This window comes from Dysgonomonas sp. 25 (assembly GCF_010501075.1).
Classification (GTDB): Bacteria; Bacteroidota; Bacteroidia; order Bacteroidales; family Dysgonomonadaceae; genus Dysgonomonas.
In genome coordinates, this window is record NZ_QVMN01000014.1 from 31,272 (window position 1) to 51,583 (window position 20,312).

Below are 20,312 nucleotides of genomic sequence, written 5' to 3' on the forward strand. Positions count from 1 at the left end.
AATATATAAATAACAGCATTAATTCTCCGATAAATTTACCGAATCGCGGGCAATTCTGATGACAGCTACATGCGAAACTAACTTTTCGTTATATTTTTTGTTCCGCTGTTTCTGCCAGTTATTGTCGAAAGTACCGATATAATCTATCTCGATATTTTTCCCTTTCAATACACTGTCGGTAGGCTCTTGCGTAATCAGCACAAGCGGTAATTTACCGTAAAAAACCGAATCATTATTTAAATCTAACGGTGTAATGACCCTGTTGGATTCGTAAACCAGTTCCATCCGCAGAAATTCATCCGCATTATGATAGAAAGGCAAATCTCTCAGCCTTTCGTTATCCCGCAATAGGCGGATGCTATGCCGTTTTTCGTTGATAAAAAGATTCCTGACAGGTTCGGCATAAAAACATTCGGCAACAATCATCGCAAGGATGAAACAGGCAAAAATCCGCATAACGGCGATGCCCCTTTTCCGCCACAATCCTTTCAGCATAACTACAGCGAGCAACAGGAACGAGACGGTGATTATAATATATGTCGATAGCGAAATCAGCTCTTTTTGCACAAAAATGATATACATTGCCACAGGAATAGCGCACAAAACCAGTGCGACAATAATCGTATTCAGCCGGAAGATAACTTTGTTGCCCTTTGTCATGGCATATTTGGCGCTGTAGAAAATATACATCGCTATATTGATTGCTCCCGGAATCAGTAAGGGGAAGAGGTAGCGGGTTTTCTTTTCGGGGATGACTGAGAGGAGAATCAATGCAAGGAACATCCAGATGATAGAGAAAGAAAACACCTCGCGCTTATCCGTATTGTTCCGCTTCGCAAAGAAGTAAACGATCGATGTCACCCAGAACAACGCCCATATTCCCGCTTCGGCAGGGAATTTCCAATAATACCAGAACGGGCGCACATTGCGATCAGTCCAGGCGGTCGTCTCTTTCCCGGCAACGGCAAGCAATTCTTCGTGATGGAACATCCAGATATACCCGTACCACCAGAAAGAAATCAGCAGGCATACGGCTATCATCATCGCCAAAGGCAGGATTTTACCTTTCATGCGTGGGCGGAAAACCAGCGCATAGGAAGCGAGAAACGGAAGTAGCAAGGCATAAAACGAAACCGGCCCTTTGCTCAGGAAAGACAATCCCATCAATACGCCCGACAGGAAGAAGCAGCCCCATTGCCTGCCTTTCCGGTCTAATGCCAGTATCAGGAAATAGATGCCTCCCAGCATAAAGCAATGGCAATAAATGTCCCATGTGGCTAAACGCCCCATCATAACGACATTGTAGAACGATGCGCAGAGCAGTGCCGCCGTGAATCCTATATCGTAACTTCGCGAGACGCGTGCCACCACCAGAAAAAGGAAGAAAATCATCGCCGTGGCCGCCAATCCCGCCATCGATCGCTGAAGCATCAGATTGTCAGGTGAGAGATGCTCTATACCTGCTGCTATCCATGTGGGCAAAGGTGGTTTCTCGAGCCTTAATTCGCCATTCATTGTCGGCATCAGGTAGTTGCCGTTTTTCACCATTTCCTGTGCCGTAGCCAGATTGCGCGATTCCATGTAGTCGGCGGGAATGACATGGTTGTTCATGAAGAATGCGAAAAAACAAACGACGAGGATAATGATACAATAAACAGGGTTATTTTTTGTTTTTACCATAGCTCAATTAAATTAATCTTTCCGGATAGCAGGGTGTCTTGCCTTTTTAGCATAGCAAAGATAGTATATTCTTATTAAACGTAGCGAACAACCCATATCTTGCCTGTTATTGGAAAGAAAAATGTATTTTTGTGCAAAATATTAGATTCCTGTAATGAATAAGACCGGATTGTTCGAACTGACTATTATTGTTCCGATATACAACGAAGAAGACAATATGCTCCGCCTCGAGAAAGAATTGGCGGAATACCTGTCGCATGCGTCGGTCGGTTCGTGCGTGCTTTTCGTCAATGACGGGTCGAAAGACAATAGCGGCAAACTGGTACAGGAAATATGCAAACGGAACAAAGCCTTTTTTTACCTCTCATTTGTTAAAAATGCCGGATTGAGTGCAGCTATTAAGGCAGGGATAGATGCGGCACAGTCTCCTTACGTCGCTTATATCGATGCTGACCTGCAAACAACCCCCGAAGATTTCGAATTGTTGCTCCCTTACCGGCAGGAATATGCGCTGGTGATGGGAATCCGCACGGGGCGCAAAGACAGCTTCGGCAAGAAATTGTCTTCCAAAGTTGCGAACAAATTCCGCCGGATGATGACACACGACGGGGTAGAAGATACGGGTTGCCCGCTGAAGATAATCGACACAGCCTATGCCAAACGGATTCCTTTCTTCAAAGGGATGCACCGCTTTCTTCCCGCGCTGATTCAGCTTCAACAGGGGAAAGTGAAGCAAATCGCTGTACGCCACTTCGAGCGAACGGCAGGAAAATCGAAGTTTAATCTTCGCAACAGGCTTGTCGCGCCATTTGTCGATTGCTTTGCCTATCGCTGGATGCGTAAACGATATATCAATTATTCCATTCACTCCGAAAATATCTCCGACCAAGTAAATGACAGATAACTGGTGGATTTTTGCGATAGGATTTGCGGCGCAGCTTCTCTTTTCTGCGCGGATGCTTATCCAATGGCTGATGTCCGAAAAAGCCAGACAGGTTGTTTCGCCCGCTGTCTACTGGCAGTTGAGTTTGCTGGCGGCTATCCTCTTCCTCGCATATGGCTGGCTGCGAAACGATTTTGCCATTATCCTCGGACAATTTATCTCGTATTATATCTACATCTGGAACCTGAATGAAAAAGGCGACTGGAAGAAAGTTCACCGGGCGATACGGTTGCTTATTTACCTGATTCCTCTTGCCGCTCTCACCTACGTGTTTGTCGATATAGAGATGGTTGGAAAACGTCTCTTCGATTTTGCGAATATTTCGTTGCCGCTTCTGTTGTTCGGTTCGTTCGGACAGATTATCTTTGTCTTCCGGTTTATTTACCAATGGCAATATTCGCGTACCCGCCACCAGTCGTTGCTCCCCCGGGGCTTTTGGCTGATGAGCATTGTAGGGTCGCTTGCTATTGTCACTTACGGAATATTCCGCAACGACCCGGTATTAATCGTCGGACACAGTGTAGGATTTATCATTTACAGCCGCAACTGGTGGCTGGCAAAAAGGCAACAATGAGAATATTAATTACAGGAGCAGCAGGATTTATCGGTTTCTATGTCGTACAACGATTGTTGAAAGAAGAAAATATAGAGGTCGTAGGGCTCGATAACCTGAACGATTATTATGATGTCGGCTTAAAGCTGGCTCGCCTGAAAGCGTGTGGTATAGACACGTCGCAGATGGAGGCGAAAAAAAACATAACCGGCACGCTCTTTCCGCATTATACCTTTCGCCAAACGGATATTACCGATTCGCAGGATATAGAACAGCTATTCGCCGAAGGGCAATTCGATTATGTCATACACTTAGCCGCGCAAACGGGGGTACGCTATTCCATCGAAAATCCGATGCTGTATGTGCAGTCCAATATGGTGGGCTTTGCCAATATACTCGAAGCGTGCCGCCATCATCATATCAAGCATCTGATATATGCTTCCAGTTCGTCGGTATATGGTATGCACAACAAGATACCTTACAGCGAAACGGATAACGTCGATTATCCTGTCAGCTTGTATGCCGCTACCAAAAAGAGCAACGAATTGATGGCTCATGCTTATAGCCACCTCTATCAGTTGCCGGCAACAGGCTTGCGCTTTTTTACGGTTTACGGGCCGTGGGGACGGCCGGATATGGCGCCCATGCTTTTTGCGGAAGCTATTTTTGCAGGGAAGCCCATCAAATTGTTTAATGGTGGAGATATGTTGCGCGACTTCACTTTTGTGGAGGATATTGCCGAAGGGGTATTCCGCACAATAACGGTCATTCCGGATAGCGCAGGCGAGCATCCCTATTACAGATTATTTAATATTGGCAATTCGGCGGCTGTTGATTTATCTGCTTTTGTGTCCGAGATGGAGCGTGCGTGTGACCGGCAGGCGATTGTCGAATTGTATCCGATGCAGCCGGGTGATGTGAAAGAAACATATGCCGATACTACTTCGCTGCAAGCCCAAACGGGTTATAAGCCGTCCACGCCTCTTGGCGAAGGGGTGCGAAGATTTATTGATTGGTACAAAGCATATTATTGGTAGATTTTTTGTTTATCCCGCCAGAAAGCCTTATTTTTGCTTTTGCATCGATACTTATAAGTGGTGAAAATATTGTATACATCAGGCATGGTTTTTTAATCAACCAACCTATTAAGTTATAAAAATTAGCAAATATTTCAGAATAATTCAAGGTTTTAGTAGAAAAATTATTTTGTCTTGCGGGCAGTGATAATCAACAGTGAATGACAAAATCTTTGTAGGGGCAAACAGCGTTCAACGAATCGCAGCGAGCCGATAAATATTGCTCCGCATAACAAAAGTTATGATAAAACCTTTTTCGGATATGCTAATATGCTAATTCACAATTTGATATTGTTATGAGAACAACTTTAACACTGGCTATCACGATTATAGCCTTATTTACAACAACTACTACTACTCTACAAGCGCAGGTGACTATAGGAAGTCCAGAGAAACCCTATGCCGGCGCACTACTTGACTTGAAGATGAAACCCGATGGCACATCTACGCTGGGATTGGGTTTGCCGCGTGTGCAGCTAAGCAACTTAAAACCTACTACAGATACAGAATTGGCTCAGTCGATAGGCAATACTTCGGAGAGTTATAATATGGCCGATCATGTGGGATTGGTAGTCTATAACACCTTGGATGCTCCCTCGTGTGGGATGCCCGCCGGATTATTTGTATGGGATGGCGAACAATGGTCGCAACTATCAGGTGCAGCAAGTACTAAACTCAAAGGCAGCTATGCCGAGGACGTGCAAGCCTTGAAAGACCTCTACAATGCCAACCCGAGCAATACGCTGGGGTGGAATCTAAGTGGCGACCCTGCCGAGTTTGCCGGGGTTACCTGGGCAACTATATGCGGCGAGAAAAGAGTAACCCAATTAAATATTGGTTACAGAAACTTATCATCCTCTACCGGAATAGATAAACTTTATGCGTTAACGTGGCTGGATTGCCATGATAACCTATTGACAAGTTTGGATGTATCGGGAGCCACCGCTTTAACGCATTTTTTGTTATATTATAACCAACTGACAACGTTGGATGTATCGGCCAACACGTCTCTGGTGGAGTTGCGATGCCAAGCTAATCAATTGACGAGTTTGAATGTATCGGGAGCCACCGCTTTAACGGTGCTGTTTTGCTCTTTTAACCAACTGACTACGTTGGATGTATCGACCAACACCACGTTAATGGTGCTGGATTGCTCTTATAACAAACTGACACAGACGGAAGTGAACAAGTTTAAGCTTCATCCGAATTATTGTCCGAAGATTTTTGATTGGAATGTAGCTCCCCAGAATGGTAGCTCTGTAAGCAAACCTACTTGTCCGTAATTCACCTCACCCTATATCCCTCTCCCAATGGAGAGGGACTTCTTTGAGTCGCCTACGCTCCTCGATCGCTGATTGTTAATTGCCTACAACGAGAGCAGGGGATTTTTATCTATACAAGAAAAGTTGACAAGTAGACAAGTTAATGAGTTGACATATAGATTGTCATCCCGAGCGGAAGCAAGGGATCTCGTTGCGCTTTGCGCTGTTCACAGTTGGGTCGGGAAAAGGCTCAGCATGACAGAACCGTTCTTTTACTTTGTGCCCTTTGAGTCGCCTACGCTCCTCGAACGTTGTTTGTGGTTAAATAACAAAAAAGTAACCACACTAAAAAATGCACAAATAATATATACTTTTTGTATACCTTTTTTACTTAACAGACTTATAATGAGTATGAATTGAAGTGCGCAAAAGTAACAAAAGGGTAACACAAAAGTGACACCTTTGTCACATTTTACACAGGCGAGAATAGACATGCCAGCAATAAAAAAGACTGCCTTCGCATAGAAAGCAGCCTTTATATTGTGACTGAAAGAATAAGGCTATTTCACCCAGACATTCAGTATTTCGCCCATATACATTTTGTGCAGGCCGTCTTTCGTCCATCCTGCCTCCAGTTCGGACTTGGCTATTTTTACCGCAGCTTCCGAGATTGGTTGTGCGATAATCTTGCGACACTCTATTATCATCCATGCCTCGGTGAAGGCTGTTGCGCCCGAAGGCAATTTGACAGGGGTAAGTCCCGAGCCTTTGACTTTGTCAGTATCTTTACCGCTATTCGAGCCGCAATATAGCAATACGTCCTTGTAGGCAGCGCTATAGAACGAGATAGTATACGTTTCGCCTTCGTCCATCGTTTTGATAGAGTGGCGGGTAGGGTTGAGGAAAAGGAATGTCACCGGTTTGTTCCAGAAAGTACCTAAACCTCCCCACGAAGCGGTCATTACGTTCACGTTTTCACCTTTGCCCGATGTGACGAGCGTCCAGTCGTTGAGCAGCTTAATGTAGTTGCCCGGGATATTGTCGGGGCTGATGCTTTTGTAACCTTCGAAAGTCGTACCTGTAGTTGCCAGCGGCGTTGCAGCCTGAATAGGTGCTGCCGTTTGAACAGGAGCGGTTGTCTGCGCAGGAGGCGTTGCGACATCCGGCTGTGCTATCTGTTGGCCTGTGGCTTTGTCGATATATACGATTTGGACTTCCTTCTTCTTGGAAGCACCGTTGATATATTGCTCCAACGATTGGAATATTACATTGATGCTGTCGATGGTCGCTTTGCGGAATTTGCCGTAGTAATTGGCTAACTTGTCGCCTTTCTTGGTGAGTCCATATTTGTCGGTTATCATATCTTCGGCAAAGAGCTTTTCGTTTTCTTTGCCGCTGCTGTAGTCGTAGTTGATTCCTTTGACGGTGGCATCACACGCACCGTTGTCGACTTTCAGTATTAGCTGATATGTCATGCCTGCCATATCCAACGATATAAGCTTGCGCCCGAAAACGATATTCGTTTCGCCCAGACAGGCTACCTGCTTCTTCGAAGCGTCGGAGAGCAATACGCGGTTGCTGGTTTTGCCGTCGTTCAGGTTGTATGTTTTCTCAGCCCACTCGTTTACTTTGTTGAACAGTTGGGTGTCGTCTAATTTCGGATTCGAATTGATGACTTTATTGAAGACCACCTTCCCGTTCATTTCGGTTACTGCACCTTTCAGGTAAGGGGTATCGTCCTGAGCAATCAAACTGGTTGCGGATAGTAGGATTGCGGCTAATAATAAAAGATATTTTCCACTCATTGATATATTCGTTTTAGGTTTCTCAAATGAAGACTTAAAGATAACAAAACTAATTTATCCTCTGGGATAAAACGCAAAAATCTTCGTTTTGGTATCTTCCCAAAGGAATAAATTAAGAGTGGATATATGAAGCCCCGAGGGGTATTTATTCGCTGAGCTCTTTGACTTTATCGATGATTCTCTGCAGGTTGTTGCTGCTTGCTCCTATCACCACCGATTGGATGACACCATCTTTGTCGATGACAAGGGTGGTAGGCGTCAGCCTGATTCCATGTTTGTCGAACAGGTCTTGCCCATCTATCATATTGTTGAAGAGGAAAGGCGTCCGTTCGATAATCGGTCTGGCCACTTCGGACGAGTTCCATGTGCAAGAAAGGAAGTTGACTTCCGGATATTCGTCTATCCACTTGTTCATTTGGGGCATTTCTTTGATGCATGGCATACATCCGGCATGCCAAAAGTTGATAACGGTGGGTTTGCCCAGGATGGATTTGTTTGTCCAGGTCTTACCTTTTATATCTTTCAGCGAAAATTCAGCTATTGACGATCCTTGTAGCTTATTCTTGCTGACAGCAACAGAAACGCCGCCGGATGTCATAGCCTTGTCGCTCCTTATTTCGTTCAGCTTTTGTTGGGGTAATTTGCCGGCTGATGCTCTGTCTGCTTCATTTTCGAGAATGAGGGAAGGACCTTTCTTCATTACGAGGCTGCCTTTTGCCTCTTCGTCCGGTTCATCTACTTTCACTTCGCCCTTTGCGCTTTCATAATCGGGGTGACTGGCTTTTATCGTATATATGCCTGCCTCGACATTGGTGAAGGCATAAATTCCTTTGTCTCTGCTTTTTATTTGTTTTATTGTTGTGCCTTTTTCATCTATTAGTTCTACGTGTGCTTTGAGGAGAGGATTTCCCATAAGATCCGAAATTTTCCCTACAACCACTGTCCCATTGAGTGTGGCTATCGATTCATTGTCTGCTTCTTCCCCCTGATTTGCTTGTGCTGCTTTCCGGCTTTCCTCGTTTTCGAGAGCGATAGAATGTATATAGACATTGTTAGCACCTTCTTCCTTGATGTTGATCTGCGTCAAAGATTCTTCATAATTGGGGTGGGTTGTCTTTATGGTATAGATGCCTTTTCCTACATTTTCGAATGTAAAAGTGCCTTCTTTCTGTGTGGTGAGCGTTGCCAACTCCTTCTTATCTTTCATCAATACCAAAACTGCATCAGCGATTGCCTCTTTTTTCAGGTTGGTTACTTTCCCCATGATTCTGGCTTCCTGCCCTGCGAGAGAAAGCGATAACGCAAAAATTGAAAGGAGTAATAGCATTTTTTTCATAGCAATCTATTTTTAGGTGATATGTTTATCTATATTGTAGTATTATATTTGCAAATATAAAACACACGGGAAGTAAATCAAAAGATTTGTCTAAGAAAATAGACAAAAAATTAAATTTCGGTTAAGATTATACGTATTAAAGGGAGTAATAAATAACAAATACTTATCTTTATATGTTATAACAGCATGAATGAAAAAAGTTATAAATGAACGCAAAGAAACATTATACGGGACTTACTGACGCACAAGTCCTCGAGAGCCGCAAAAAACATGGCGACAACCTGCTCACTCCTCCGCCTAAAACGCCGATATGGAAGTTGTTTCTCGAAAAATTCGAGGATCCTATTATCCGTATCTTGCTTATTGCCGCTTTCTTATCTTTAGGGATTTCGATTATACACAATGAGTATGCCGAGACAATCGGTATCTTCTGTGCCATATTCCTTGCAACAGGTGTTGCTTTTTGGTTCGAACTGGATGCCAATAAAAAATTCGACGTACTGAATCAGGTCAATGACGACGAACTGGTTATGGTCAACCGTAACGGGCACGTTTGTCAGGTGGCAAAGAAAGATATAGTCGTGGGCGATATTGTCCTGCTCGAAACAGGAAACGAAGTGCCTGCCGACGGCGAGTTACTGGAAGCTGTTTCGCTTCAGTTGGACGAGTCTACGTTGACGGGCGAGCCATCTGCCAACAAAACATGTGATCCGCAGCATTTCTCGAGCGAATCCACCTATCCGTCGAATATGGTGTTGCGGGGTACGAAGGTTATCAATGGCCATGGGATTTACCGTGTGGAAAAGGTTGGCGATTCCTCCGAATTCGGGAAGGTAGCCCGTAAGGCAACCGAAACGGTAGAGAAACAGACGCCGTTGGATAAGCAGCTCGATGCGCTGTCCAAATTTATCGGGGTTACCGGATTGTCTTTGGCCGTATTGACTTTTGCGATATTGTTTATCAAAAATATAGTTCTTTCGTCGGATATAACCGTTACGTGGCAGGAATATTATTCGCTGACCGCCGTAATGGTGGGTATTGCCATTGCCCTTTCCAAAATGTGGGTGCCTATCTTTCATGATGGTATGTCGCTGTTCGGGAAAGAACGGGAACTGCCGAAACCGATTGCTAAATGGGGCTGGATCATTTGGATTATCTTAGGCCTCATTACAATGGTAATCTTGTTGTCGGTCGGAACGCTTTTCGGCGTGAATCCGATAAAAGACAGCTCGTGGATCGAACTTGATATTGCCGGACGGATATTGCAATACTTCATGATAGCCGTTACCCTTGTGGTGGTGGCTGTGCCCGAAGGGTTGCCGATGAGCGTGACGCTCAGCCTCGCCCTTAGCATGCGCCGTATGCTGAAAATGAACAATTTGGTGCGCAAAATGCATGCTTGCGAAACGATGGGTGCTACCACCGTTATCTGTACGGACAAGACGGGTACATTAACCCAGAACCAGATGCAGGTGTATAAGACGAACTTCTATTCGCTGCCTGCGCAGGAATTGAAAGATAATGCCGAAACCCGTTTGGTTGTGGAAAGCATAGCGGTGAATACGACTGCCTTCCTCGATTTTTCGAATACGGCCAAAACCAGTGTCTTGGGCAATCCTACTGAAGGGGCATTGCTCCTTTGGCTGAACAGGTACAATATTAATTACCTCGATGTGCGCGAACGCTCTTCGATTGTCGATCAGCTGCCATTCTCCACCGAGCGCAAATATATGGCGACGATAGTAGAATCAAACACCTTCAAAGGGAAGCGTGTGTTATACATCAAGGGTGCGCCGGAGGTGGTGCTGGCGAAATGTAAGACCGTGAGAAACGAAACACGCGAGGATGCCGTAGACAAATATGACGAAACCATCAAAGAACAATTGCTGAAATACCAGAATCAGGCCATGCGTACGCTGGGTTTCGCCTATAAGATAGTGGATGACGATTGCGCCGATACTCCGTCAGCATTGGCGACAAACGACCTGATTTTTGTCGGTATCGTTGCCATATCAGACCCTGTGCGTCCCGATGTTCCGGCAGCCGTCACCGAATGTCTGAATGCGGGCATCGACGTGAAGATTGTTACCGGCGACACCTATGGCACAGCCAAAGAGATAGGTCGCCAGATAGGTATATGGGACGATGATGCCCATGACGAACATCATATTATTTCGGGTGTCGATTTCGAAAAGCTATCGGACAAAGATGCGCTGGAATTGGTGAAGCACCTGAAAATCATGTGTCGCGCACGTCCTACCGACAAGCAACGCCTTGTGTACCTGCTCAAACAGGCAGGCGAAGTGGTGGCCGTCACCGGCGACGGGACGAATGACGCTCCGGCACTCAATTATGCCGATGTCGGTTTGTCGATGGGTAGCGGTACATCCGTAGCTAAAGAGGCGAGCGACATAACCTTATTAGACGATTCTTTCAGCAGTATCGATACGGCCGTGATGTGGGGACGATCGCTCTATCAGAATATACAACGCTTCCTGCTTTTCCAGTTGACCATTAATGTGGCAGCCTTGCTGTTGGTATTCTTCGGTTCTATCTTCGGACATACACTACCATTGACCGTCACGCAGATGTTGTGGGTGAACCTGATAATGGACACCTTCGCTGCAGGAGCTTTGGCTTCGCTGCCTCCTAATCCGGGCGTGATGAAAGATAAGCCGCGAAGCAGCAATGCATTCATTGTCACTCCGTTGATGGCTACATGGATTTTTACTGTCGGAATCATTTTTGTGGTGATACTAATCGGGATGTTGATATACTTCCGCGATCCGGTCCATCTCGATTCATTCTTCGACTATATAGCACCGGGCAAGCGCGGCGATTACTTCCTTTCCTACTTTTTCACCGTATTTGTGATGTTCCAGTTCTGGAATCTGTTTAATGCCAAGGCTTTCCTCACCGGTAAATCTGCCTTTACGGGGATGGGCAAGAGCTTTGGGTTCGAAGTGGTAGCCATTGTCATCCTGATAGGACAAATCCTGATAGTGACATTTGGAGGAGACGTATTCCGTACTGTTCCGCTAACCATTCAGGATTGGGTAACCATCATCTTAGGGACGTCGGTTGTCCTGTGGATTGGTGAGCTGATCCGCCTTATATGGAAGAAATAACGGCTTCTGGTTATTTGTTTTCCTTCCTGAGCAGGTTGCCTTCGTAGTCGTATACATCTACCTCGTCCGTAGAAACGCGGAATTTTAAGGTGCGATCTTTAGAGTTGAGCCACCCCATAGAAGAATCCTTATACTTGATAGGGATTACTTCTTCGTTATTGGCATTTACCGCACCATACAAGCCATTGTGTTTAACCGAGAAGAGGTTTTCGCTGTACACATTTATACGCTCCTCATACATGATAGGAAGGAGCTGCTTTTGAGCAGCAATGGAATAAAGTCCCCATTTCTTGTTATCCTTTGTCAGGTTCAGGTAACTTGTCGTTCCGTCTTTGGCCTCTTTGGCAACTATCTTGATGAACTCGACAGGGACAATGATTTTCCCTGTTCGGGCATTGATGATACCATACATTGTTCCCTTTTTCAGGCGGCAATAGGTTGTTTCATAGTTCGTCACTTCGGGCGGCCGCTGTATCTCATCATATTCGAAAGGGGCGATTACCTTGTTCATGATGTCGATAATCCCGTATTTCCCGTTTTTGCGGGCTATGATGAAAGGCCTATCGACAGAAGGACGTTTGAGGTAATCGTATTCGGCAGGAATGATGATTTTGCCATTGTTTTTATATCGATATCCTTGTTTGTCGTTTTCGTAAAATGTTTCTATTTCGTACTTATCTATTTTTCTCAGAAGGTCTTCCGGCGATTCTGCTTTTCGGGCGGTGGCAACTTCAGGTTGAGCCTGTTGCGGTTTGTTAGGTGGCGTAGGCTCTGCCTTTGCTGTAGGTGTTGCAGGTGTTGCAGGCACAGGATATTCTATCGTTTCGCTCTCTTGTTCGGAATCGCTATCGCTATCCAATGCTGGAATATAGCCTTCGGGCTCTTCTGGCGTATTAGGCGTATCAGTGCGCGTTGTTCCGCCTTTCTTTACAGGCCCTTTTCTTTCCGGCTTTTCAGTATTGCTGCTCGATGATGCTTTCGGCGATATAATATCAAGAACGAATTCTTTGGCTTCCTTATAATAGACTGCTCCCAGCACGATGAGTGCAATCATTATGATTGGGATAACAATATAAGAGAATGAGAATGATTTCTTTCGGGGGATAGGGGGCGGGGTGTTTGCATCCCCTTTGTTATAGTTGCCGGAATCCTTATTATAAGCCATAATACATTGTGTTTTTGGTGTAAATGAATAAGTAAATATAGTGAAAGCCGGGAGGCAAGCTGAAGTTGTTTGCGCTCGTCCAAAGCGTATCCTATATTCTGCAAATATAATGAAATACCAATTATTATGGCAAACTGCTCTGAATAAAAAATGCTCCCTGCCGCAAGAAGTGCGACAGAGAGCGATTGTAGTGTTTGAAAAAAGTGATTAAAGTTGGGAAGTTTTGGATATTGTGTTATCCATACACAAAGATAAAAGGCTCCTGTTCCGAGCCCAAATTAATTATCACTTTTTGTGATTATAGTTCAGTATGAGTAGATTAGAGGTCTTTTTTTTAACTTCTGAAATATAAGTACGGAGAAATTAACATTTTCAAAAATTGAAAACCCTGCCAATGGAAGTTGACAGGGCGGATATTTAGTCGGTTGGCGAATCATTCTATTCGGTTTCCTCTTCGACCTTCTTTGCCTTGCGGGATTGAAGCTTCGCTTTTACAAACTCATATACTCCCGGCAGGATGGAAACAATGACGATAATAATAACGACCTTGTCCAGATTCTTCTCCACCCACTCGAGGCGTCCGATAAGAGCTCCCAGGATGCAGAACAGCATAATCCAGGCAATGCCTCCTATTACGTTGTACGAAAGGAAGCGCTTGTAGCTCATCTTGCCCATTCCGGCAACGAAAGGCGCAAATGTACGCACAATTGGCACAAAGCGGGCGAGGATAATCGTTTTCCCTCCATGCTTTTCGTAGAACTGGTTTGTCTTTTCGAGGTAGCTTTGCTTGAATATCTTCGATTTCGGGTTGCTAAACAGCTTTTGCCCGAAGAAGCGCCCGATGGTATAGTTTGCCCCATCACCCAAAATGGCGGCTACTATCAATATCAGGATCAACCAGTAAAGGTGCAGGTCGTTTTCGGGTCGGACGGCTATTGCTCCCGCCAGAAACAACAACGAGTCTCCCGGCAGAAAAGGTGTCACAACAAGCCCTGTCTCGCAAAAGATGATTATAAAAAGAATGGCATAAACCCAAGTGCCGTAGTCGTTTACTAACATGTCGAGCGTCCCGCCCGTATCTCTGAGTAAATTAACAAAGAAATTCCAAAGTTCGTGTAAAAAGTCCATCTAAGTTATTTAATATGATTGATTTACTTTACTAAGAGCCCGGCGGCTATTTCATCCCTTTTGGCTTTCCCGGCAATGATTTCTACCAGTTTGAGCGCAAAGTCGATGGTAAGTCCGGGACCTTTCCCTGTGATTATATTGCCATCTATCACAACAGCCTTATCTGTTTGCAGGTTCGCCCCTTCGAGATATTGTTCGAATCCCGGGTAGCAAGTTGCATTCTTGCCTTTCAACAATCCTAATCCTCCGAGTACCATCGGCGAAGCACAAATAGCCGCGACATTCTTTCCGCTGTTTGCGAAGGCTAATACTTCCTTCTTCATTGCTTCGTGCTCGTTGTATTTAGGTGTACCTCCCGGCAATACCAACATTTCGGCACCGGCGAAGTCTTTTACATCGGCAAACATAGTGTCGGCTATCACAGTTACGTTGCGGCTCGAGGTTACTTCTTTCGTCGCAACAAGCGAAACGGTTTTCACACTAAGTCCTGCGCGGCGCAAGATATCTACTGTCCCGAGTGCTTCTATTTCTTCGAAGCCTGTCATTAAGAAAACATATATATCTTTCATACCAATATTTTGTCCTGTTCTAATTCAGTGTAAATGTATAGGTTATCGTTCCTATCTCGTCTTTGTTTACTTCTATTTCGTTGAAGCGTGTTCTTTCGGCAGCTTTCAAAGCCTCTTTCAGCAGCGTCGGATTACTTGCCGTAGTCCCTTGTCCCACGGTAGCCTCTACCACACGGCCTTTGGCATTCACGCGGATGTTGACGATTACGCGTCCTTCGGCATTTACATTATAAGCCGGACGAATCAATCCTCCCGCCCCGAGTTTTCGGTTTCCGAGTTTGAAACCTCCACCGACACCGCCGATGCCCGATTTCTCGCCGAAGCTGGCATTTCCTGTTTCCACACCTTGCGTACCTTCGCCTTCGCTGTCGCCGCGGCTACCTTGTCCGTCGCCGTTGCCGAACAGCCCTGCCACCTGATTACCTATCTGCTGACCTTTGGCTGCCTGTTCGCGCGCTATGCGATCGGCTTCCTCTTTCTTGCGGCGCTCTTCGGCGGCTATAGCTTCCAGACGGGCTTTCTCTTCCGCAGCCTTTTTGTCTGCTTCTGCTTTTATGGCTATTGTCTCATCCATATCCTGTGTGGCGATGGTATTGTCGCCTGCGGGAAGTGGATCCGATGCCGGTTCGGCAGTTGTCACGTCGGCAGCATTCGGTTTGGGCGAAGTGTTATCAGCCACATATCCGCTGCCACGCCCGAAAGGCTCGTCGTCGCCTCCTGCTTCGGGCACATTGCCGAACATAACAGGGATTCCACCCAGAGAGCTTTCTTCGTCCCGTACTAAAGCGGGTTTCAGGTAAACGAGCAATAGGAAAACCACGATGAGGAGGTGGAAAACTCCTGTTCCTATGGCGCTTATTAATCGTTCTTTACGTGTATCCATAATTACTTAGTATCAAATAATGGATAAGTATCGTTATCTGTTATCTTGAGGCAATCTTTGTATGCCGCAATCGTCTTTTCCAGTCCCATATACAGCGCATCGCTGATGAGTGCATGCCCTATCGAAACCTCATCTATCCAAGGGATATTGACATACAGGTAGTGCAGGTTTTCGAGGCTTAAATCGTGTCCTGCATTCAAGCCCAGTCCAAGCTTTTTAGCCATTTTAGCCGCTTCTACAAAGGGCGTAATCGCTTCCTCCCGGTTCTTGGCATACCTTTCGGCATACGGTTCTGTATATAGTTCAATCCGGTCGGTACCCGTCTTGGCGGCATATTCCACCATCACAGGATCGGCATCGACAAATATCGACGAGCGTATGCCTGCTTCCTGCAGTTTATCTACGATGTCCGAAAGCATCTGATGATTGGCTTGTGTGTCCCAGCCGGCATTTGACGTAATAGCATCCGGCGCATCGGGAACCAATGTTACCTGCGTAGGTTTGGCATTGATAACCAGTTCCATAAATTTGGGAGACGGATAGCCTTCGATGTTGAACTCGGTGGTAATCCTTCCGCGCAAATCATAAACGTCTTTGAAGCGTATGTGTCTTTCGTCGGGACGGGGATGTACTGTTATGCCGTCTGCTCCGAACTTTTCGCAATCCATTGCTACCGTGAGGATGTTGGGTACGTTACCCCCTCTGGCGTTGCGGATAGTAGCGACTTTGTTGATATTTACACTGAGTTTAGTCATCGATGAATCGGTTCATGTATTCTATTAAGTACAATCGCTGCAAATGTACAACGATTTAGCGAGATATAGCAATCTAAAATAATCCTTAATTCTTATTTGGCCTAATATTTTAGCAATTTTAATTATTAAACACCGCCAAAAGCGGGATATTTGACGCCAATCAGCTATATTTGGGGAAAATTGATCGACCAATGATGAAAGTAGCTGTATTCGGGAGCCGTAACCGGAAGATAGATCAGATTAAGATCGTATTCGACGAGTTGAAGAAGCATGATGTAAAGATCGCTGTGCAGGATAAGTTCTACCGGCATATTATGTCATTAGGCCTCGACTACAAGGTCGGCGAAATCATTATGAATGACGACTTTGCGGCCGATATGGTCATCAGCATCGGAGGCGATGGTACGTTCCTGCGTACGACGGCGGCTATCGGCAAAAAGGATATCCCTATCTTCGGCATCAATGCCGGACGGTTGGGCTTCCTGGCCGACATCAACGAGAACGAACTCGCCAAGGCGATGGAGGAAGTCCTGACCGGAAAGTATACTATCGAGCAGCGCAGCCTGCTGCAGCTATCGACCTCGGAAAAGGTCTTCGAGGGATATAACTATGCCCTGAACGAGATAGCTGTTCTGAAGCAGGACACAGCTTCCATGATAACGGTGAATGCGCACATCGACGATCAATTCCTCAACTCGTACGAGGCGGACGGACTGATAATCGCCACTCCTACCGGTTCCACAGCCTATGCCATGAGCGTGGGCGGCCCTATTATGACGCCTACAGCATCCAACTTTATTCTGGCGGCAGTTGCCCCTCATAGCCTGACGGCACGCCCGTTGGTGGTGGAGGATTGCAGCGTGGTAACGTTGGACATCGAGAGCCGTAGCGGCAGCTTCCTCATCTCTGTCGACGGGCGTTCCAATGTCCTTCCGGCAGATACCCGCCTGACCATCAAAAAAGCTGACTTCACCCTGAAAGTTATCAAGCGGCAGGGACAGACATTCTATTCCACCCTCCGCGACAAGCTGATGTGGGGAGTAGATTCCCGTTCTTAATAATTCGCTCTTTCTACCAGCAGATCCCAGTATTCGGGATGCCTTTCGATATATGCCTCGGTATAAGGGCATAGCGGAAGGACTTTCGCCCCTTCCTTGCGGATGTAATCGAGCAATGCTTTGGTCAGTGCGGCCGCAATGCCCTGCCCGCTTATCGGTTTGGGTACACCCGTGTGCGTAACGGCATAGTAGCCGTTTTGCTTCTTATAGTCTACGACGGCCGTCATGCCGTCTACATGTGCTTCGAAGCGTTCGGCTTCCTTGTTGTGCTCTATCTTGTACTCCATAGCAGTATAAGTTGATATTTTAAGGTTAAACAACTGCCGGAGCAAAAAGTTACAGATGCGTCGCTTTATTGTTACCCTACTGTCACCTTTGTGTACTTGCGACTTTACTCATTATAAACGAATTAAGCGAAAAAGGCATACAAAAAGTATACTTCTTTTGTGCATTTTTTGGTGAGGTTACTTTTTGTTTTTTTACCATAGCATTTTTGTCATGCCGAGCGGATGCGAGGCATCCCGACCCGAGGATGGACAGCACAAAGCGCAGCGAGATCCCTCACCGCGTTTCGGGATGACAATCTATATGTCGACTCATTTACTTGTCTTCTTGTCAACTTTTCTTGTATAGATAAAAATCCCCTGCTCTCGTTGTAGGCAATTAACAATCAGCGATCGAGGAGCGTAGGCGACTCAAAGAAGTCCCTCTCCATTGGGAGAGGGATATAGGGTGAGGTGGTTACGGACAAGTAGGCTTGGTTACCGTAGTGCCATTCTGAGGAGTTACAACCCAATTAGATATATTCGGACAATAATTCGGGTGAAGCTTAAACTTGTTCACTTCTGCCTGTATCATCCGGTTGTAGCGACAATTCAGCGCCGTTAGCGCGGTGTTGACCGACACATCCAACACAGTCAGTTCGTTATTAGGGCAGTACAACGTCGTCAACGCGGTATTGGCCGATATATTCAAACTACTCAGTTTGTTACCTTGGCAATGCAACGATGTTAGTGCGGTGTTATTCGAAATATCCAATGTCGTCAGTTGGTTATTATGAAAGCTCAGCGCTGTTAATGCCGTGTTAGCCGATACATTCAATGCAGTCAGTTGGTTATTGCCACAATACAATTCCGTTAACGCCGTGTTAACCGATATATTCAAGTTGCTCAGCTGGTTACCATTGCAATTCAGCGACATTAATGCTGTATTTTTCGATACATCCAATATGGTCAGTGAGTTATAATCGCACCTCAACGTCGTTAATGCGGTGTTCTTCGATACGTCCAAGTTTGTTAGTTGGTTCTGGTGGCACTCCAGATATGTTAGAGCCGTATTTGCCGATACATCCAACGCAGAGAGTTGGTTATATGAGCAAGTCAATGTCGCTAATACGGCATTGTCCGGCACACTCAAGGTTGCCAGTTGATTATGATCGCAATTCAGCTTCGTTAGCACGGTGTTGGCCGACACATTCAGGCTCGTTAGTTGGTTAGAAGTACACTCCAGTTCCCTTAATGCATAAAGTTTATCGATTCCGGTAGCAAAGGTTAAGTTTTTGGTACCAATACTCAAGCCGGTTACTCTTTTTTCGCCGCATACAATCTCCCAGGTAACCCCGGCAAACCCGGTAGGGTCGCCACTTAGATTCCAGTGTAGCGTATTGCCCGGGTTGGCATTGTAGAGATCTTTCAGCGCTTGCACATCCTCGGCGTAGCTGCCTTTGAGCTCGCCGGGAGGTATCCCTATCAGCTGCACCCATTGCTCTCCATCCCAGAGGTATGGTCCGGTAGGCCTTCCGCACAGGGGAGCATCCAGGATGTTATAGACTATCAACCCTACATGGTCGGCCATATTGTAGCTTTCCGAAGTGTTTCCAATCGATTGGGCTAATTCTGCATCTGTGGCAGGTCTCAACTTGCTTAGCTGCACCTTGGGCAGCCCCAACCCCAGCGTAGATGTGCCGTCGGGCTTCATTTTCAGGTCTAATAACGCACCGTCGACGGGTGGCTCTGCACTCCCGATAGTCACCTGCCCGTGCAGATTGATTGTTGCTGTGAATAAGGCTAATATGATAATAGCCTGTGTCAAGATTTTCTGTTTCATGTTATATAAAGAATTAACCACCTCCCCCTGCCCCCTCCAACAGAGGGGGAGCAAGAAAAGATGAAGTGAATAATAAGTTTGATTGTATTTTAGCCCTACCAAACCTCCCCGTGTGGGAGGCTAAGAGAAGGATATATTTTCGTTTTTTGTTGAATGGTGGCGTAAACCCATTTCCCCCTCCGGGGGATAAAGGGGGCCGGTTATTGCCATCCCGAGTGGATACGAGGGATCTCTTGCCAACTTGGGTGTAGGGGGCAATAAACATTGCCCCGTATATGTCGGTTCGCGGGCGCACATGCAGATGCGCCCCTACAAGGGCTCTATTGTTGATAGAAGAGGATGATATACTTCCCCCTTCGGGGGATAAAGGGGGCCGGTTATTGCCATCCCGAGTGGATACGAGGGATCTCTTGCCAACTTGGGTGTATGGGGCAATAAACATTGCCCCGTATATGTCGGTTCGCGGGCGCACATGCAGATGCGCCCCTACAAGGGCTCTATTGTTGATAGAAGAGGATGATATACTTCCCCCTTCGGGGGATAAAGGGGGCCGGTTATTGCCATCCCGAGTGGATACGAGGGATCTCTTGCCAACTTGGGTGTATGGGGCAATAAACATTGCCCCGTATATGTCGGTTCGCGGGCGCACATGCAGATGCGCCCCTACAAGGGCTCTATTGTTGATAGAAGAGGATGATATACTTCCCCCTTTGGGGGATTGAGGGGGCCTGCTGTTGACTGAATAGTGCTGCTCACTGTCAACTGAAAAATCCCGCTTCTCCTCACGGAGAAGACGGGACGAAATGGGGGTTCTTCCCCTGACATTAACACAAGCATATTTTTTAGTAGACGAGTTACAAGTTAC

The 20,312-nt window shown here is 46.1% G+C and carries 16 protein-coding genes; 6 read left to right on the forward strand and 10 right to left on the reverse strand.

Features of this window, described 5'->3' with window-relative positions:
• Positions 1-18 precede the first annotated feature (18 nt).
• On the reverse strand, positions 19-1,680 hold the full coding sequence (locus D0T66_RS15320; protein ID WP_163358173.1) for a glycosyltransferase family 39 protein: 1,662 nt from the start codon (positions 1,678-1,680) through the stop codon (positions 19-21).
• Between the two features lie 154 nt (positions 1,681-1,834).
• Here D0T66_RS15320 and D0T66_RS15325 point away from each other — a divergent pair, with 154 nt between their 5' ends.
• From D0T66_RS15325 to D0T66_RS15340, 4 genes are all read left to right on the forward strand, one after another.
• On the forward strand, positions 1,835-2,584 hold the full coding sequence (locus tag D0T66_RS15325; RefSeq protein ID WP_163358174.1) for a glycosyltransferase: 750 nt from the start codon (positions 1,835-1,837) through the stop codon (positions 2,582-2,584).
• A complete protein-coding gene (locus D0T66_RS15330) occupies positions 2,574-3,197 on the forward strand; it encodes a lipid-A-disaccharide synthase N-terminal domain-containing protein (protein ID WP_163358175.1) in 624 nt (207 codons plus the stop codon). The genes D0T66_RS15325 and D0T66_RS15330 overlap by 11 nt, the downstream gene beginning before the upstream one ends.
• Positions 3,194-4,213: an NAD-dependent epimerase/dehydratase family protein gene (locus tag D0T66_RS15335; protein WP_163358176.1), complete on the forward strand. Its 1,020-nt coding sequence runs from the start codon at positions 3,194-3,196 to the stop codon at positions 4,211-4,213. Before D0T66_RS15330 ends, D0T66_RS15335 begins: the two co-directional genes overlap by 4 nt.
• 335 nt (positions 4,214-4,548) lie before the next feature.
• Positions 4,549-5,535 carry a leucine-rich repeat domain-containing protein gene (locus D0T66_RS15340; RefSeq protein ID WP_163358177.1) on the forward strand — a complete coding sequence of 329 codons (987 nt, stop codon included), beginning with the start codon at positions 4,549-4,551 and terminating at the stop codon, positions 5,533-5,535.
• A gap of 539 nt (positions 5,536-6,074) precedes the next feature.
• On the opposite strand, the gene D0T66_RS15345 is transcribed toward D0T66_RS15340, so the two are convergent.
• A complete protein-coding gene (locus D0T66_RS15345; RefSeq protein WP_163358178.1) occupies positions 6,075-7,319 on the reverse strand; it encodes a DUF4468 domain-containing protein in 1,245 nt (414 codons plus the stop codon).
• A gap of 145 nt (positions 7,320-7,464) precedes the next feature.
• Positions 7,465-8,655: a carboxypeptidase regulatory-like domain-containing protein gene (locus D0T66_RS15350; RefSeq protein WP_163358179.1), complete on the reverse strand. Its 1,191-nt coding sequence runs from the start codon at positions 8,653-8,655 to the stop codon at positions 7,465-7,467.
• A gap of 206 nt (positions 8,656-8,861) precedes the next feature.
• On the opposite strand from D0T66_RS15350, the gene D0T66_RS15355 reads away from it, so the two are divergent.
• A complete protein-coding gene (locus tag D0T66_RS15355; protein WP_163358180.1) occupies positions 8,862-11,783 on the forward strand; it encodes a calcium-translocating P-type ATPase, PMCA-type in 2,922 nt (973 codons plus the stop codon).
• Positions 11,784-11,793: 10 nt separating this feature from the next.
• Here D0T66_RS15355 and D0T66_RS15360 read toward each other — a convergent pair whose 3' ends face one another.
• From D0T66_RS15360 to D0T66_RS15380, 5 genes are all read right to left on the reverse strand, one after another.
• Complete coding sequence (locus tag D0T66_RS15360) at positions 11,794-12,948, reverse strand: WG repeat-containing protein (RefSeq protein WP_163358181.1); 1,155 nt, start codon at positions 12,946-12,948, stop codon at positions 11,794-11,796.
• Positions 12,949-13,386: 438 nt separating this feature from the next.
• Positions 13,387-14,076 (reverse strand): DedA family protein, encoded by a 690-nt coding sequence (locus tag D0T66_RS15365; protein ID WP_163358182.1) that lies wholly within the window; start codon positions 14,074-14,076, stop codon positions 13,387-13,389.
• Positions 14,077-14,099: 23 nt separating this feature from the next.
• On the reverse strand, positions 14,100-14,645 hold the full coding sequence (locus tag D0T66_RS15370) for a DJ-1 family glyoxalase III (protein WP_163358183.1): 546 nt from the start codon (positions 14,643-14,645) through the stop codon (positions 14,100-14,102).
• Positions 14,646-14,664: 19 nt separating this feature from the next.
• Positions 14,665-15,528 (reverse strand): cell envelope integrity protein TolA, encoded by an 864-nt coding sequence (locus D0T66_RS15375; protein WP_163358184.1) that lies wholly within the window; start codon positions 15,526-15,528, stop codon positions 14,665-14,667.
• Between the two features lie 2 nt (positions 15,529-15,530).
• The gene (locus D0T66_RS15380) at positions 15,531-16,283 is read right to left on the reverse strand and encodes a pyridoxine 5'-phosphate synthase (protein ID WP_163358185.1); all 753 of its coding nucleotides are present in this window, start codon (positions 16,281-16,283) and stop codon (positions 15,531-15,533) included.
• Between the two features lie 191 nt (positions 16,284-16,474).
• On the opposite strand from D0T66_RS15380, the gene D0T66_RS15385 reads away from it, so the two are divergent.
• Positions 16,475-17,341, forward strand: coding sequence for an NAD kinase (locus D0T66_RS15385; protein ID WP_370520814.1), 867 nt, complete (start codon positions 16,475-16,477; stop codon positions 17,339-17,341).
• Here the strand turns inward: D0T66_RS15385 and D0T66_RS15390 are convergent.
• On the reverse strand, positions 17,338-17,628 hold the full coding sequence (locus tag D0T66_RS15390) for a GNAT family N-acetyltransferase (RefSeq protein WP_163358186.1): 291 nt from the start codon (positions 17,626-17,628) through the stop codon (positions 17,338-17,340). The genes D0T66_RS15385 and D0T66_RS15390 overlap by 4 nt on opposite strands.
• 454 nt (positions 17,629-18,082) lie before the next feature.
• Positions 18,083-19,447 (reverse strand): leucine-rich repeat domain-containing protein, encoded by a 1,365-nt coding sequence (locus tag D0T66_RS15395; protein WP_163358187.1) that lies wholly within the window; start codon positions 19,445-19,447, stop codon positions 18,083-18,085.
• Between the last annotated feature and the right edge of the window lie 865 nt (positions 19,448-20,312).

Bases quoted from the DNA above. Each gene is read 5' to 3' on its own strand.
- D0T66_RS15320 (WP_163358173.1), bottom strand. From the start codon at position 1,680: ATGGTAAAAACAAAAAATAACCCTGTTTATTGTATCATTATCCTCGTC.
- D0T66_RS15325 (WP_163358174.1), top strand. From the start codon at position 1,835: ATGAATAAGACCGGATTGTTCGAACTGACTATTATTGTTCCGATATAC.
- D0T66_RS15330 (WP_163358175.1), top strand. From the start codon at position 2,574: ATGACAGATAACTGGTGGATTTTTGCGATAGGATTTGCGGCGCAGCTT.
- D0T66_RS15335 (WP_163358176.1), top strand. From the start codon at position 3,194: ATGAGAATATTAATTACAGGAGCAGCAGGATTTATCGGTTTCTATGTC.
- D0T66_RS15340 (WP_163358177.1), top strand. From the start codon at position 4,549: ATGAGAACAACTTTAACACTGGCTATCACGATTATAGCCTTATTTACA.
- D0T66_RS15345 (WP_163358178.1), bottom strand. From the start codon at position 7,319: ATGAGTGGAAAATATCTTTTATTATTAGCCGCAATCCTACTATCCGCA.
- D0T66_RS15350 (WP_163358179.1), bottom strand. From the start codon at position 8,655: ATGAAAAAAATGCTATTACTCCTTTCAATTTTTGCGTTATCGCTTTCT.
- D0T66_RS15355 (WP_163358180.1), top strand. From the start codon at position 8,862: ATGAACGCAAAGAAACATTATACGGGACTTACTGACGCACAAGTCCTC.
- D0T66_RS15360 (WP_163358181.1), bottom strand. From the start codon at position 12,948: ATGGCTTATAATAAGGATTCCGGCAACTATAACAAAGGGGATGCAAAC.
- D0T66_RS15365 (WP_163358182.1), bottom strand. From the start codon at position 14,076: ATGGACTTTTTACACGAACTTTGGAATTTCTTTGTTAATTTACTCAGA.
- D0T66_RS15370 (WP_163358183.1), bottom strand. From the start codon at position 14,645: ATGAAAGATATATATGTTTTCTTAATGACAGGCTTCGAAGAAATAGAA.
- D0T66_RS15375 (WP_163358184.1), bottom strand. From the start codon at position 15,528: ATGGATACACGTAAAGAACGATTAATAAGCGCCATAGGAACAGGAGTT.
- D0T66_RS15380 (WP_163358185.1), bottom strand. From the start codon at position 16,283: ATGACTAAACTCAGTGTAAATATCAACAAAGTCGCTACTATCCGCAAC.
- D0T66_RS15385 (WP_370520814.1), top strand. From the start codon at position 16,475: ATGATGAAAGTAGCTGTATTCGGGAGCCGTAACCGGAAGATAGATCAG.
- D0T66_RS15390 (WP_163358186.1), bottom strand. From the start codon at position 17,628: ATGGAGTACAAGATAGAGCACAACAAGGAAGCCGAACGCTTCGAAGCA.
- D0T66_RS15395 (WP_163358187.1), bottom strand. From the start codon at position 19,447: ATGAAACAGAAAATCTTGACACAGGCTATTATCATATTAGCCTTATTC.